Annotated in this window: 11 protein-coding genes and 1 other RNA gene; 6 read left to right on the top strand and 6 right to left on the bottom strand. The window is 61.0% G+C overall.

What is annotated here, in order from left to right; all coding sequences use genetic code 11:
- The first annotated feature begins 148 nt into the window (after nucleotides 1–148).
- The 5 genes from hemN to OCX61_RS07800 all read left to right on the top strand — a co-directional run bounded on the left by hemN (nucleotide 149) and on the right by OCX61_RS07800 (nucleotide 5,708).
- On the top strand, nucleotides 149–1,531 hold the full coding sequence (gene hemN / locus OCX61_RS07820) for an oxygen-independent coproporphyrinogen III oxidase (protein WP_261943289.1): 1,383 nt from the start codon (nucleotides 149–151) through the stop codon (nucleotides 1,529–1,531).
- Between the two features lie 186 nt (nucleotides 1,532–1,717).
- Nucleotides 1,718–2,452, top strand: coding sequence for a Crp/Fnr family transcriptional regulator FnrA (fnrA, locus tag OCX61_RS07815; RefSeq protein ID WP_261943288.1), 735 nt, complete (start codon nucleotides 1,718–1,720; stop codon nucleotides 2,450–2,452).
- Between the two features lie 55 nt (nucleotides 2,453–2,507).
- On the top strand, nucleotides 2,508–3,056 hold the full coding sequence (locus OCX61_RS07810) for an adenine phosphoribosyltransferase (protein ID WP_009683910.1): 549 nt from the start codon (nucleotides 2,508–2,510) through the stop codon (nucleotides 3,054–3,056).
- 448 nt (nucleotides 3,057–3,504) lie between these two features.
- Nucleotides 3,505–4,389 (top strand): glutamate racemase, encoded by an 885-nt coding sequence (gene murI, locus OCX61_RS07805; RefSeq protein WP_261943287.1) that lies wholly within the window; start codon nucleotides 3,505–3,507, stop codon nucleotides 4,387–4,389.
- Nucleotides 4,390–4,490: 101 nt separating this feature from the next.
- Nucleotides 4,491–5,708, top strand: a complete 1,218-nt coding sequence (locus OCX61_RS07800; protein ID WP_261943286.1) for an MFS transporter — start codon at nucleotides 4,491–4,493, stop codon at nucleotides 5,706–5,708.
- Nucleotides 5,709–5,808: 100 nt separating this feature from the next.
- Here the strand turns inward: OCX61_RS07800 and recR are convergent, their stop codons facing one another.
- The 3 genes from recR to dnaX all read right to left on the bottom strand — a co-directional run bounded on the left by recR (nucleotide 5,809) and on the right by dnaX (nucleotide 8,945).
- Complete coding sequence (recR, locus tag OCX61_RS07795; protein ID WP_261943285.1) at nucleotides 5,809–6,411, bottom strand: recombination mediator RecR; 603 nt, start codon at nucleotides 6,409–6,411, stop codon at nucleotides 5,809–5,811.
- 88 nt (nucleotides 6,412–6,499) lie between these two features.
- Entirely contained in the window at nucleotides 6,500–6,835 is a 336-nt protein-coding gene (locus tag OCX61_RS07790) for a YbaB/EbfC family nucleoid-associated protein (protein WP_056801432.1), read from the bottom strand.
- A 64-nt stretch (nucleotides 6,836–6,899) separates the two neighbouring features.
- The gene (gene dnaX / locus OCX61_RS07785) at nucleotides 6,900–8,945 is read right to left on the bottom strand and encodes a DNA polymerase III subunit gamma/tau (RefSeq protein ID WP_261943284.1); all 2,046 of its coding nucleotides are present in this window, start codon (nucleotides 8,943–8,945) and stop codon (nucleotides 6,900–6,902) included.
- 123 nt (nucleotides 8,946–9,068) lie between these two features.
- Between dnaX and OCX61_RS07780 the strand changes: the two genes are divergently transcribed.
- The gene (locus OCX61_RS07780) at nucleotides 9,069–9,839 is read left to right on the top strand and encodes a substrate-binding periplasmic protein (protein ID WP_261943283.1); all 771 of its coding nucleotides are present in this window, start codon (nucleotides 9,069–9,071) and stop codon (nucleotides 9,837–9,839) included.
- A gap of 255 nt (nucleotides 9,840–10,094) precedes the next feature.
- Here OCX61_RS07780 and OCX61_RS07775 read toward each other — a convergent pair whose 3' ends face one another.
- From OCX61_RS07775 to ligA, 3 genes are all read right to left on the bottom strand, one after another.
- Nucleotides 10,095–11,048 carry an EamA family transporter gene (locus tag OCX61_RS07775; protein WP_261943282.1) on the bottom strand — a complete coding sequence of 318 codons (954 nt, stop codon included), beginning with the start codon at nucleotides 11,046–11,048 and terminating at the stop codon, nucleotides 10,095–10,097.
- Between the two features lie 208 nt (nucleotides 11,049–11,256).
- Nucleotides 11,257–11,353, bottom strand: an RNA gene (ffs, locus tag OCX61_RS07770) — signal recognition particle sRNA small type.
- A 212-nt stretch (nucleotides 11,354–11,565) separates the two neighbouring features.
- Entirely contained in the window at nucleotides 11,566–13,896 is a 2,331-nt protein-coding gene (gene ligA / locus OCX61_RS07765) for an NAD-dependent DNA ligase LigA (RefSeq protein WP_261943281.1), read from the bottom strand.
- Nucleotides 13,897–14,066: the final 170 nt, after the last annotated feature.

Below are 14,066 nucleotides of genomic sequence, written 5' to 3'. Positions count from 1 at the left end.
CTTGAGGCCTATGGTGACCCTGTGGGAGCGGGCTTGCCCCGCGAATGGGCTGCAAAGCAGCCCCTGTCTGCCTTGATACAAATCAACACAGTTTCCTACAGACAGCCATAGACTCCGGACACTGCTGCATTATCCGGGGACCGCCCACATGCTCGACGACCTACGTTGGGATGCCGACCTGATCCGCCGCTACGATCTCGCCGGCCCGCGCTACACCTCCTACCCCACCGCCGTGCAACTGCACAGCGAGGTAGGTTCGTTCGACCTGCTCCACGCCCTGCGCGAGAGCCGCCGGGCCGTGCGCCCGCTGTCGCTGTATGTGCACGTGCCGTTCTGCGCCAACATCTGCTACTACTGCGCCTGCAACAAGGTCATCACCAAGGACCGCGGCCGCGCCGCGCCTTACCTGCAGCGCCTGGAGCAGGAGGTGCAGCTGATCGCCTGCCACCTGGACCCTAAACAGCGCGTTGAGCAGCTGCATTTCGGCGGCGGTACGCCGACCTTCCTCAGCCACGTGGAACTGCGCCAACTGATGGCCACACTGCGCCAGCACTTCAACCTGGTGGATGACGATTCCGGCGACTACGGCATCGAAATCGACCCGCGCGAAGCCGACTGGTCGACCATGGGCCTGCTCCGCGAACTGGGCTTCAACCGCGTCAGCCTCGGCGTACAGGACCTCGACCCGGCCGTGCAGCGTGCGGTCAACCGCCTGCAGAGCCTGGAGCAGACGCGCACCCTGATCGAGGCAGCACGTACCTTGCAGTTCCGCTCGATCAACCTCGACCTGATCTACGGCCTGCCCAAACAGACCGTGGAAGGCTTCGCCCGCACAGTCGACGAAGTGATCCGCCTGCAACCCGACCGGCTTTCGGTGTTCAACTACGCCCACCTGCCCGAGCGCTTCATGCCGCAACGGCGCATCGACAGCAACGACCTGCCAGCTCCGGCAGTGAAGCTCGAGATGCTGCACAACACCATCGAGCAACTGACCGCCGCCGGTTACCGCTACATCGGCATGGACCACTTCGCCCTGCCCGACGACGAGTTGGCGATCGCCCAGGAGGACGGCACCCTGCAACGCAACTTCCAGGGCTACACCACCCACGGCCATTGCGACCTGATCGGCCTGGGGGTATCGGCGATCAGCCAGATCGGCGACCTGTACTGCCAGAACAGCAGTGACCTCAATACCTATCAGGACACGCTGTCCAACAACCAGCTGGCGACCCAGCGCGGGCTGGTCTGCAACCACGACGACCGCCTGCGGCGAGCGGTGATCCAGCAGCTGATCTGCCATTTCGAACTGGACTTCGAGCCGATCGAGGAGGCCTTTACCATCGATTTCCGCGGTTATTTCAACGATCTCTGGCCAGAACTGCAGAGCATGCAGCGCGACGGCCTGATCAGCCTCGACGACCAGGGCATCCGCATCCTGCCGGCCGGGCGCCTGCTGGCACGCTCGGTGTGCATGGTGTTCGATGCCTACCTGGCGATGCACAACCGCCAGCGTTACTCCCGGGTGATCTGAACGGCGAGTCGATCAACCGCATGGACAACCCTGCCTGCCAGGCACACTATGGGCACACAAGGACTCCCGGCACTTACCCTGCCGGGGTTACGCCAGTTCGCACCATCCTAGCGGACACTGGCCTACACCCTCTGTCGTGAGTTACCCTTACGACTTATGTGTGCTTTCCCACAAGGATCGATTCAAATGTCCGAGCCAGTCAAACTGCGCCCTCAAAACCAGGCCCATTGCAAGGACTGCAGCCTGGCCCCTCTGTGCCTGCCTCTTTCGCTCAACCTGGAAGACATGGATGCACTGGATGAAATCGTCAAGCGCGGGCGCCCGCTGAAAAAAGGCGAGTTCCTGTTCCGCCAGGGTGACAATTTTGGCTCGGTTTACGCCGTACGTTCCGGCGCCCTCAAGACCTTCAGCCTGAGCGACAGCGGCGAAGAACAGATCACCGGCTTCCACCTGCCCAGCGAGCTGGTCGGCCTGTCCGGCATGGACACCGAGGCCTACCCGGTGTCGGCCCAGGCCCAGGAAACCACCTCGGTCTGTGAAATCCCCTTCGAGCGCCTCGATGAGCTTTCCGTTCAGTTGCCACAGCTGCGTCGCCAACTGATGCGAGTAATGAGCCGCGAAATCCGCGACGACCAGCAGATGATGCTGCTGCTGTCGAAGAAGACCGCCGACGAACGCATCGCCACCTTCCTGGTCAACCTGTCTGCGCGCTTCCGCGCCCGCGGCTACTCGGCCAACCAGTTCCGCCTGAGCATGTCGCGCAACGAGATCGGCAACTACCTGGGGCTGGCGGTGGAAACCGTGTCCCGGGTGTTCACGCGCTTCCAGCAGAACGGCCTGATCCGCGCCGAAGGCAAGGAAGTGCACATCCTCGACCCGATCCAGCTGTGTGCGCTGGCCGGCGGTGCAATCGAGGCCTGAGGGCCGCGTTTAGCGGGTATACTTTGGCATTCGTTTTCCCAGGATACCCGCAACAATGCACAGCGACGCCTTCGACCTCAAAGCCCTGATCCGCCCGGTAGTGGACTTCCCCAAGCCCGGCGTGATCTTCCGCGACATCACCCCGCTGTTCCAGTCGCCGCGCGGGCTGCGCTATGTGGCCGACCAGTTCATCGAGCGTTACGTCGAGGCTGAGTTCAGCCACATCGGCGCCATGGACGCCCGTGGCTTCCTGATTGGCTCGATCATCGCCCATCAATTGAACAAGCCGCTGATCCTGTTCCGCAAACAAGGCAAGCTGCCGGCTGACGTCTTGAGCGAGGGTTACCAGACCGAATACGGCGAGGCCTTCCTGGAAGTGCATGCCGACAGCCTGTGCGAAGGCGATTCGGTGCTGATCTTCGATGACCTGATTGCCACCGGCGGCACCTTGCTGGCCGCCGCCAACCTGGTGCGTCGCACCGGGGCACAGGTGTTCGAAGCGGCGGCGATCATCGACCTGCCGGAGCTGGATGGCTCGCGCCGACTGCAGGCGGCCGGGGTGCCGACCTTCTGCCTGACCGAGTTTTCCCTGAGCGAATACTGAGTTGCATTCAGGGCTGCTTTGCAGCCCATTCGCAAACAAGCCCGCCATACATGAGCAGTGCGGTAGCCTCACGTCCACCAGGCTGCTCATCCCCCCTCGAAATTAAACCCAAATGAAGGATTCGCTGGTTTTCCAGACGGTGCGGATTTTGTTCGTCGCATCGAAGCAATTTCATGCTTTTTCTTCCAAACAGAAAACTTGTCTCATGCAAACGCAAGAAATTAGCTACAGCATGAGAACTGTCCCCGCACTAAAGTCCTACCACAAAGCCTTCGATAATAAATCGCAATAATTACCGATGCGTGCACGCGCGAACGGCTTTCGAGGCTAACTACGGGGCCAGCGCCCGCTGGCTATCAAGGTTGGTGTTCACGTCAAGCTTGAGGAGCTCGCGCAAGATGCGGAACTCGGTCGCCACGCGTGCCATTAACGCATAAGGCTTAAATCGATGCCTATTCAGAAAGTGCTCTGTGCAACGGCCCTTACTTCTTGGCCAAATGACAACGCCGTATTCGATAGTCGACAACTGCTGGATTCCACATATCGCCCTGTAGTGGTACTGGACTCCGGCGTGGGTGGCTTGACGCTGGTAAGACAGCTGGAGCAATTAGCTCCAGAGGTGAGCATTCTCTATGTGGCGGATAACGGTTGGTTCCCTTACGGCAGCAAATCTGTGGCGACAGTCGCTTGCCGAGTGCAACAGCTGCTTGATCAGGTTTGCACGCGGGTCGATCCGCTGGCAGTCGTCATAGCATGCAATACGGCCTCGATAGCGCTAATCGACCATGGCCGCGTACCGTTCACTAAAGGGTATTTCCTGGTGACCCCACCCTTGGAAGAGGCTGTTCGAGCTTCTGCAAATGGAAAAATAGCTCTACTTGCAACCCTTGGCACTATTAAAAGCAAACATATCAGCACGACACTGGCTAAAGCCAGAACGCGCGCACAGATATGGCCAATAGCAGCCCAACGACTTGTCGAACTGTCTGAATATAAACTGGCTGGGCAACCGACCAGTCTCGCCTGCTTCTCCGAGCTTATCGACAGACACCTGACAACTGGGCAACGACTGGAAATTGACACTGTAATTCTGGGCTGCACACACTTCCCCCATCTACTGGGAGATTTGAAAACACTATTTCCGTCCGCCATCAAGTGGATTGATCCAGCAAAAGAAGTCGCACTACAAATAGCCTCTTCAATAAAAATTAACATCTCCACCCTGGGTCCGCCACCGAGGACCGTCATCTTTACCAGCATGCCGGGAACACGAAACTCTCAGCATGCATTCTCTAATTATGGGTTTCACGCAGCGTATTCATTTCTTACCTGACCACATCGTTACCCAAGGCTACCCGCGCCTGGTCGGGGCCATATGGCGACCCGCCCCGGATAGAAAAATATTCCTGCCTGCCTCAAAAGGAATTTAAGCAGATGAATCAGTTCAATCGCCGGTATCGATGGATAATCTTAGGCGCCGCCACGGCAGCACAAGCGAGCGCCTGCTTCTTCGTCCAAGGCCTTGGATCTATTGCACCGGACATCAAGTCCGAAATGAACCTTAGTAGCTGGCAGATCGGTGCGCTGGTTTCAGCTGCACAACTAATCCCCCTTGCCGGGCTTTTGATTGCTGGCGAACTACTGGACAGATACAGTGAACGGTTTGTTGTGGGTATAGGGACACTTATCGTTGGCTTTTCATTGTACGCAGCCATGCTGGCCAATTCGTATACGGAGTTACTTATCGCCCTGACAGCCTTGGGTTTCGGTTACAGCACTGCCCAACCAGGGGGAAGCAAATCGGTATCTCAGTGGTTCAAAGGAGACCAGCTAGGCTTTGCAATGGGCATTCGACAAGCCGGGTTACCACTGGGTGGTGCAATGGCTACGCTATTACTTCCCGTCATTGCCAGCCGATACTCCATTCACGCTGCTTTCCTGGCAGGCAGTTTGATAGCGATGCTAGGTGGCATTATGTTTATGCTTATTTACAGAACACCAGAACCACCACCCTTTACCGCAAAGAAACCAATCAATTTAACCTTGGCGGTTTCATCGCGGATTTCGATGGCAAAGCATCCCACCCTGCAAAAAATCATGCTGTCCGGCGCCAGCCTTACCGCCTCCCAGTATGCGATTTCAGTATTCTTGGTCTCGTACCTACACAGCTCCCTTGGGCTTGAAAGCTCCACCGCCACCATGATGTTCTTCGTAGTGCTCGGCGCTGGAATCGCCGGAAGAGTTATCCTCGCGAGCTGGAGCGACCATTGCAAGGCAGGTAGATACTTCCCCGTGTTGACCTGTCTTGGAAGCGTAGCTGTACTATTGATGATGTTGCCATTTTTGAAATGCCAAGATTTGGCAATCGTCAGCGTGTTCATGGCGCTGGTAGGCTTCTTTGCATATGGGTGGTATGGCCCTTGGGTCGCCTACATTGCAGAAGCTGCCCCGGCTGATCGCCAGGGCTTCGCACTGGGAATGGCCATGACGGCCAACCAGGTTTCGGTAGTGGTGGTGCCTCCGATCATTGGCCTATCGCAAGATGGCCTCGGCACCTTTACCTATGCCTGGACTGCGCTGGCAATTATTTGCGCCATTGTGCTGGTAACTACTGGCAAATGGAGCCATGCAGCCAAGCCAAGGATAGGGTGAACCAGGCAGCCGTCCGATAAGCGACTGCATGAGCCAGTCCAGGTCACCTTACCGGCAACCTCGCCAAGAACGGTCCGCCAAGCAGCCCCACAATCTCGAATTACAGGGATATCGGTCGGCGCCCGGCAAAGGCATGCGCCAGTGTCCCACCATCAACCAGTTCCAGTTCGCCGCCCAATGGCACACCATGGGCAATCCGCGAAGCTACCAAGCCCTTTTCGGCTAGCAACTGGGCGATGTAATGCGCCGTTGCCTCACCCTCCACGGTCGGGTTGGTCGCCAGGATCACTTCGGTGAAACTGCCCTGCTCCTCGATCCGCGCCATCAGCTGCGGCACACCGATCGCCTCAGGCCCCAGGCCATCGAGCGGCGACAAGTGCCCCTTGAGCACGAAGTAGCGCCCGCGGTAGCCGGTCTGCTCCACCGCATACACATCCATCGGCCCTTCCACCACGCACAGCTGCGTGTCGTCACGACGCGGGTCGCTGCACTGCGGGCACAACTCCTGCTCGGTCAGGGTGCGGCACTGACGGCAATGGCCAACGCCCTCCATGGCTTGGCTCAGGGCCTGAGCCAGGCGGGTGCCGCCGCTGCGGTCGCGCTCCAGCAGTTGCAAGGCCATACGCTGGGCGGTTTTCTGGCCGACGCCGGGCAAGATGCGCAAGGCATCGATCAATTGGCGGATCAGGGGGCTGAAACTCATGTATATGGGCCTGCAAATTCAGGAAACAGAATGAACAAGGGAGCAACGACCGCATGGCCGTTACTCCCCATTTTGAAGCAAGAGCCGATCAGAACGGCATCTTGAAGCCCGGCGGCAGCTGCATGCCAGCGGTCATGCCGCCCATTTTTTCCTGGCTGTTCTGCTCGATCTTGCGCACGGCATCGTTCAGCGCAGCGGCGATCAGGTCTTCCAGCACTTCCTTGTCGTCTTCATCGGTCGACATCAGGCTCTGGTCGATGCTGACACGCTTGACGTCGTGACGACCGGTCATCACCACGCTCACCAAGCCGCCACCGGACTGGCCGGTGACTTCGGCGTTGGCCAGCTCTTCCTGCATCTTCTGCATCTTTTCCTGCATCTGCTGGGCCTGCTTCATCAGGCCGGCCATGCCACCTTTCATCATGGGGGTATACCTCGATTGGGTCATGTGATGCGGCCCTGCACGGGGCCGGCCGCATGGTTATCGGTTATTGGCCCTGGCTGACCAGAGCGTCCACAGGCTCAATAGTATCCTGTCGCACCTTGGCACCGAACTGCTTGATCATCTGCTGGATGAGCGGATCCTGCTCGATAGAGGTCACGGCATCCTGCTGACGCTCGGCACGTTTGCGCGCCGCTGCCTGCGCCGGGGTTTCCTGCTCCGGCAGGACCAGTTCGATACGCAGGTTCAGCGTGCGCCCCAGGTGCTGGTTGAGCGCCTCGTTGAGCCGGCGTTGCTGGGTGGTATTGAACAACGCGCCCTGGCCTGGGTCCAGGTGCAGCAGCCAGTCGTCACCATCAGCCGCGATCAGCGTACAGTTTGCTGCGATGTTGCCTGTCATCCCAGATACAGGCAACTGTGGGAATAATTCCAGCCATTGCAGAGCCAGCCCTGTCGCAGGCTTGGCAGCCGGCAACGGCTGGGGGGCGGCGACCGGCTTTTCTTCCTGGACGTGCTCTGCCAACTCGTCGAGGTAGCTGAAGCCTACCGGGTCGCTTTCGCCCCCGTAATAGTCCTCATCCATTGGCGGCTCGTCGTCGCGGTCCATGCCAACCGCAGCGTAAGCCGACGGGTCGAAGGGCGGCTCGTCGTAGGCAGGCTGGGTGTTTTGCGCGGCGGCAACCGGTGCTGGGGCTGGAGCCGGAGCCTGTACAGGCTCGGGCGCAGGCGCGGCAACGGGCTCCTCCCAAGGCAGGTCGATGACCTCTTCGACCACCACCGACTCAGGCGCGGCAACTTCGGGCTCTGGTTCAGGTTCTGGTTCCGGGGCCGCCTCCGCAACCGGTGCGACCTCAGCCTGTGGGGCAGCCGCCTGCGGCGCAGGCTGCGACACCGCAACGGCAGGCGCCTCGACCACAACGGCTGGCGCTGCCACCGGGGTTGCCGGATCAGCTGTGGCCTGGCTGATCCCCACTGGCTTTAGCACCGGCTTCGGCGCATCGTCGGTATCAGCCGGGCGGAACGCCAGCATCCGCAGCAGGACCATTTCGAATCCACCCCGCGGATCCGGCGCCAACGGCAGGTCGCGGCGGCCGATCAGGCCCATCTGGTAGTAGAACTGCACGTCTTCGGCCGGCAACGCCGAGGCCAGCGCCAGCACCCGGTCGCGATCGCCCTGGCCGTTGTCCACTGCCTCGGGCAGCGCCTGGGCGATGGCCACGCGGTGCAGCACATTGAGCATTTCGGCCAGCACGCCGCTCCAGTCCGGCCCCTGCTCGGCAAGGTTGCGCACGGCCTCGAGCAGCGCCCGCGCATCCCCTTCGAGCAGCGCCTGCAGCACACCATAAACCTGGCCGTGATCGAGACTGCCGAGCATGGCGCGTACATCAGCAGCCAATACCTTGCCCTCACCGAAGGCGATGGCCTGGTCGGTGAGGCTCATGGCGTCACGCATCGAACCGTCGGCAGCACGGCCAAGCAGCCACAGGGCATCCGCCTCGAACGGCACGTTTTCGGCCTGCAACACATGGCTCAGGTGCTCGACCACCCGCTCCGGGCTCATGTTCTTCAGCGAGAACTGCAGGCAGCGCGACAGGATGGTGGCCGGTAACTTCTGCGGATCGGTGGTGGCGAGGATGAACTTGACGTAGGGCGGCGGCTCTTCCAGCGTCTTGAGCAAGGCGTTGAACGAGTGGGTGGAGAGCATGTGCACTTCGTCGATCAGGTAGACCTTGAAGCGCCCACGGCTCGGCGCGTACTGAACGTTATCGAGCAGTTCGCGGGTGTCCTCGACCTTGGTGCGGCTGGCGGCGTCGATCTCGATCAGGTCGACGAAGCGCCCTTCGTCGATCTCCCGGCACACCGAGCAGGTGCCACAGGGCGTGGACGTTATGCCGGTCTCGCAGTTGAGGCATTTGGCGATGATTCGCGCAATGGTGGTCTTGCCCACCCCCCGCGTACCGGTGAACAGGTAGGCATGGTGCAGGCGCTGGTTGTCCAAGGCATTGATCAAGGCCTTGAGCACATGGGTCTGGCCGACCATTTCGCGGAACGAGCGCGGACGCCATTTACGTGCAAGAACCTGATAACTCATCGAAAAACCATCGCAGCCTGATCGAGCGGAAGATCGCTAATGCTAGCGGAGCGGGGGCAAAATTGCACCCTGCAAGGTTCGTCTAAGCTAAGCAACTGGCGCGCTGTTCAAGGAGGATGTGCATTGCGAAGTCTGCTGGCCCTGCTATTGCTCTGGTGCACGCACTGCCTGGCGGAACAACCGGTGCTGCGCTTTTCCGTGGCCGAAAGCTGGAGCATGCCATTGGTGCGGGTCGAAGGCGGCCAGCCAGTGGAGGGCCTGGTATTCGACCTTATCCAGGCACTGGCCCAGGAAGCCGGCGTGCGCCCGGAGTACCACGTGATGGCCCGCCTGCGCCTGCAGCAGGCGATGGATGCTGGCGATATCGATGTGCGCTGCTATGTGAGCAGCCAGTGGTTCAATGACCGGCCCGGCAATTTCGTCTGGAGCATTCCACTGATTCGACAGCGCGACGTCCTGGTCGGGCGCCCAGGCGACAGCGCCGCTACCCGGCCCGAGCAACTGCCACCCCAGGCGATTGGCACGGTGCTGGGTTATGCCTACGGCACTCTGGAGCCGCTGTTTGTCCAGGGGCGCTTGCAGCGCGAAGACAGCCGCAGCCAGCAACTGGCGTTGCAGAAGCTGCAGGTCGGGCGGTATCAGCATGCGGTGAGCAATGAGCTGTCGCTGCAATGGTTCAACCAGAGGCTACCGGTCGGCGAGCGGTTGCAGGTGCAGGCGGTGCTGGAGGAGCAGGCTCTGGGGTGCATGGTGAGGAATGACCCGGCGATGCCGACACAGGAGGTATTGCGGGCGTTGGTGCGGATGAGGCAGTCCGGGGAGATCGAACGGATTGTGCGGCGGTATGGGGCGACGGAGTATTCGGGGGAGGAGGTATCAGGGGTTCAACCTTGAGGCGGGGCTAGAAAGGGCTGACTGGGGAATGCGAGAAGGCCGCCACCAGCCCATCCGCCTGCCCACAGGCAATCTGCATCGCCCGCGGGCCATGATTACCCTAGGCAACCTGTCGCCACCCGTCTGATTGTCCGCGGGAAGCCCGCCTTTAGCATTTTGTGGTCGCTGTCGATTCAGTAATCGGGTGTGCAAGCCCAGCGCAGTGGCGGATGTCTCACCCTGACCTCGAGGAACTGGAAGAGGAAATGCGCAAAATCAGGAACGAGTCTCCCTGGCAAGCGCTGGTGTCTCTCGACCTCGCGGCAGGTCCGAGGGAATAGCCCCGTAGACGCCCGGCCGACCCCAGAGCCAGTGGCCGCAGAAGAAAATCATGATGCCAGTCAAGATCAGGCAAATGGCCAGCCATTGCCCGGAGCTCATCTTCTCGTCAAAAAAAAGCCAGGAAGTGGCAAGCCCGGATACCGGTATCAGTAATGACAAGGGCGCGACGTGTGTAGCCGGATACTTCTTCATCAGGTTGTTCCACACGCGATACCCCAGAATGGTCGTGACCAGGCTTTGGAAAAGCACCGAAAACACGGTTTGCCACGCCAGGCCACCGGCAAGGGTCTCGAATGCCGCCCACCCTTGCGAGGCAAGCGTGAGGAGCACAATGAACGGCAGCGCGTACAAGCTCGACCAGACGATGAAGGCCGTCATTTGGCCAGGGCGCTTGAGCTTGATCAACAGGTTGCACAACGCCCAGGCGAGCGCACCAAGCAGCACCAGCAGCAGACCGACCACCGTTGACGGCTGGCTGCTCGCCAACAGCATCACGCCCAACCCGCAAGCTGCGAAGACCATGCCCCAGGAATGGGCGGCGGTGATGCGCTCACGCAAGAAGACAGCGCTCAACAGGATGGTGAAGAACGCACTGAACTGCAGGAACACCGAGGACATGCCCGGACTCAAGCCTTGGTGCATGGCAAGGTTGACCACCCACCAGATACCCACGGCGAACAGCACGCCATATGCCGCCATGGCAGCCACTGAAACGCCTGCCGGACGCTGGATGAAAAACACCAGCGGCACTGCACAGAAGGTGAAGCGCAACAGCGTCAACAGATAGGGATCGAGCTCACGCAAGCCCAGCTCGATGACACCGTAGTTGCCCCCCCACAGGACTGTCACCAGAAGGCCAACGGTCAAATCACGCCTGCTCATTTTCATGCCTGCTCTCCAAGTTCAGCAGGCACCACTCTATTTTTGTCAGCGCCAGGTAGATGTAGGCACGCTCGTCGCTGCCTGTGAGAAAAGCTTCTCAGCTTGAACACAAGCGCTCATGCCGCATCGCATCCTTCAATGCGTGGGATTTTCACGGGTGATGAGTTAGGGACAGGCAAGACGCGGGATTTTCATACCCCGGAAATGGAGGCGGCCCCACCAGCCACACCCCGGCACTCGATGTTCCCGCTATGGCTGCTCCCTTCCGGGCCTGACCAGGTTAACGGGTAATCAATGCGGGGGGACCGATGGGGCCACCACTACGCGGCTCGCCAAGCAGCGAGCCGCGCCATTGTACCGGTCTGGGGCGAAGATACAACCTCTGAGCAAGAAAAAGTCATCATTTCTCAATGACTTGTCTGGGCTGCAGTGGCCAGCGTGGGCAAAAGAGGCCGTTGTAGGAGCAACTGTCTTGCTCAGTTTCCAGAATCTGGCCCGCTCCCACAGGGATTGTGTCAAGCCATCAAACGCTGATGCCCTGCTCCGCCAGGAAGGCTACGAAAGCCTCTTCATCCAGTACCTTCACGCCCAGCTCACTGGCCTTGGCCAGCTTCGAGCCGGCGCCAGGTCCAGCGACCACACAGTGAGTCTTGCCAGAAACGGAGCCGGCCACCTTGGCACCCAGGCCCTCCAGCTTCTCCTTGGCGATGTCCCGACTGAAGCGCTCCAGGGACCCTGTCAGCACCCAGGTCTGACCAGCCAGCGGCAGGCCTTCGGCAACCTTCTTCTCACTGCTCCAGTGCATGCCAAAGGCCAGCAGCTGCACCTCGATAGCACGGGCCAACTGCTGGTTGGCCTCGTCCTTGAAGAACTCGCGCACCGCTTCGGCCTGTTTTGCCGCCAGCGCCTGGCGCAGGTCGATGCCGTCAGCCGCGATGATCTTGTCCAGGCTGTCGAGCTTGGCTACCAGCTTCTCGGCTCCGGTCGGGCCGACCGAGGGAATGTCCAGCTTGGCGATCATGCCAGCAAGGGTCGTGCTGGCGGCGAACTCTGCAGCCAGCTCGCCCTCATCCTGCAGTTGCATGCCACTGGCCAGCAACTGCTCGATGACCTTGCGGTTGTGCTCGTCCTCGAAGAAGTTGTGGATCTCGTAGGCGACTTCCAGGCCGATGTCCGGCAGGTAGGTCAACACCTGCGGCAGCGCCTGCTGCACACGCGCAAGGCTGCCCAGCGAGCGCGCCAGGACCTTGGCGGTCTCCTCGCCGACATCCGGAATGCCCAGGGCGTAGATGAAGCGCGCCAGGCTTGGGCGCTTGCTGGCCTCGATGGCGTCCAGCAGCTTCTTGCTGGAGACCTCGGCAAAGCCCTCCAGACCGACGACCTGATCGAACTCTAGCTTGTACAAGTCTGCTGGCGAGCTGATCAGCCCTTCATCCACCAGTTGCTCGACGCTTTTCTCGCCCAGGCCATCGATGTCCATGGCGCGGCGCGAAACATAGTGAATGATCGCCTGCTTGAGCTGGGCAGCACAGGCCAGGCGGCCGACGCAGCGGTAAACCGCGCCTTCGCTGGTGGTTTCCTTGCCCTTGCTGCGCTTGACCAACTGGGTACGCTCGACCTGCGAGCCACACACCGGGCATGCGCTCGGCACCTGCACCGCACGGGCATCTTCGGGACGACGCTCCAGCACCACCTGCATGACCTGCGGAATCACGTCCCCGGCACGGCGAATAATCACCGTGTCACCGATGCGCAGCCCCAGCCGGGCGATTTCGTCCATGTTGTGCAGGGTGGCGTTGGACACCGTCACGCCCGCCACCTTGACCGGCTTCAGGCGCGCCACTGGCGTGACCGCACCGGTACGGCCGACCTGGAATTCAACGTCCAGCACCTCGGTGAGCTCTTCCATGGCCGGGAACTTGTGGGCAATGGCCCAGCGTGGCTCACGCGCGCGGAAACCCAGCTCGCGCTGGGCAGCCAGGCTGTTGACCTTGAACACCACGCCGTCGATCTCGTACGGCAGGCTGTTGCGCCGTTCGCCAATGTCGCGGTAGTAGGCCAGGCACTCTTCGATACCGGCCGCATGCTTGAGCTCGCGACTGATCGGCAGACCCCACTGCTTGAGCTGCTCGAGGATGCCGATATGGCTTTCGCCGATGCTCTCGGAGACCTGCCCGACGCCGTAGCAACAGAATTCCAGCGGGCGGCTGGCAGTGATCTTCGAATCCAGCTGGCGCAGGCTGCCAGCAGCGGCGTTGCGCGGGTTGGCGAAGGTCTTGCCACCGGCCTCGGCCTGGGCGGCATTGAGGCGGTCGAAGCCGGCCTTGCTCATGTACACCTCGCCCCGCACTTCGAGCACGGCGGGCCAGCCTTGGCCCTGCAGCTTCAGCGGGATGTTGCGCACGGTGCGCACGTTGGCGCTGATGTCTTCGCCGGTAGTGCCATCGCCACGGGTGGCGCCCTGCACCAACTGGCCGTCACGATAGAGCAGGCTCACCGCCAGGCCATCGAGTTTAGGCTCGCAGCTGAAGTCCACCGCGCCAGGCTGGTCGAGCCCCTCGACCACACGGCGGCCGAACTCGCGCAGGTCGGCCTCCTCGAAGGCGTTGCCCAGGCTGAGCATCGGCACTTCATGGCGCACCTGACTGAAGGCTGCCAGGGCAGCGCCGCCGACACGCTGGGTGGGCGAGTCGGGGGTCACCAGATGCGGGTGCTCGGCTTCAAGCGCCTTGAGCTCATTGAACAGGCGGTCGTATTCGGCGTCGGGCACGCTCGGCTCGTCGAGCACGTAGTAGCGGTAGTTGTGCTGGTCGAGCTCGGCGCGCAGTTCGTGGATTCGGGTTTCGGCGTTCATGGGTCATGGGTCTCTTGCAAAGCAAAAAGAGCAGCCTGGAGGGGGCTCGGGGCTCAAGACGCTTATTGCCTGTGCCGGCCCATTCGCGGGTAAACCCGCTCCCACAGGTACGGCACTGGCCTCAAGGCCTGCACCGTACCTGTGGGAGCGGGTTTACCCGCGAATGGGCC

It is taken from the genome of Pseudomonas sp. LRP2-20 (assembly GCF_024349685.1).
GTDB lineage: Bacteria > Pseudomonadota > Gammaproteobacteria > Pseudomonadales > Pseudomonadaceae > Aquipseudomonas.
The sequence above is the reverse complement of the archived record's forward strand: the minus strand, read 5'-3'. Positions and strand labels throughout refer to the sequence as shown.

Excerpts from the sequence above, each read along its gene's own strand:
- murI (WP_261943287.1), top strand. The coding sequence starts at position 3,505 with ATGCCTATTCAGAAAGTGCTCTGTGCAACGGCCCTTACTTCTTGGCCA.
- dnaX (WP_261943284.1), bottom strand. The coding sequence starts at position 8,945 with ATGAGTTATCAGGTTCTTGCACGTAAATGGCGTCCGCGCTCGTTCCGC.
- fnrA (WP_261943288.1), top strand. The coding sequence starts at position 1,718 with ATGTCCGAGCCAGTCAAACTGCGCCCTCAAAACCAGGCCCATTGCAAG.
- OCX61_RS07775 (WP_261943282.1), bottom strand. The coding sequence starts at position 11,048 with ATGAAAATGAGCAGGCGTGATTTGACCGTTGGCCTTCTGGTGACAGTC.
- ligA (WP_261943281.1), bottom strand. The coding sequence starts at position 13,896 with ATGAACGCCGAAACCCGAATCCACGAACTGCGCGCCGAGCTCGACCAG.
- OCX61_RS07800 (WP_261943286.1), top strand. The coding sequence starts at position 4,491 with ATGAATCAGTTCAATCGCCGGTATCGATGGATAATCTTAGGCGCCGCC.
- OCX61_RS07790 (WP_056801432.1), bottom strand. The coding sequence starts at position 6,835 with ATGATGAAAGGTGGCATGGCCGGCCTGATGAAGCAGGCCCAGCAGATG.
- hemN (WP_261943289.1), top strand. The coding sequence starts at position 149 with ATGCTCGACGACCTACGTTGGGATGCCGACCTGATCCGCCGCTACGAT.
- OCX61_RS07810 (WP_009683910.1), top strand. The coding sequence starts at position 2,508 with ATGCACAGCGACGCCTTCGACCTCAAAGCCCTGATCCGCCCGGTAGTG.
- recR (WP_261943285.1), bottom strand. The coding sequence starts at position 6,411 with ATGAGTTTCAGCCCCCTGATCCGCCAATTGATCGATGCCTTGCGCATC.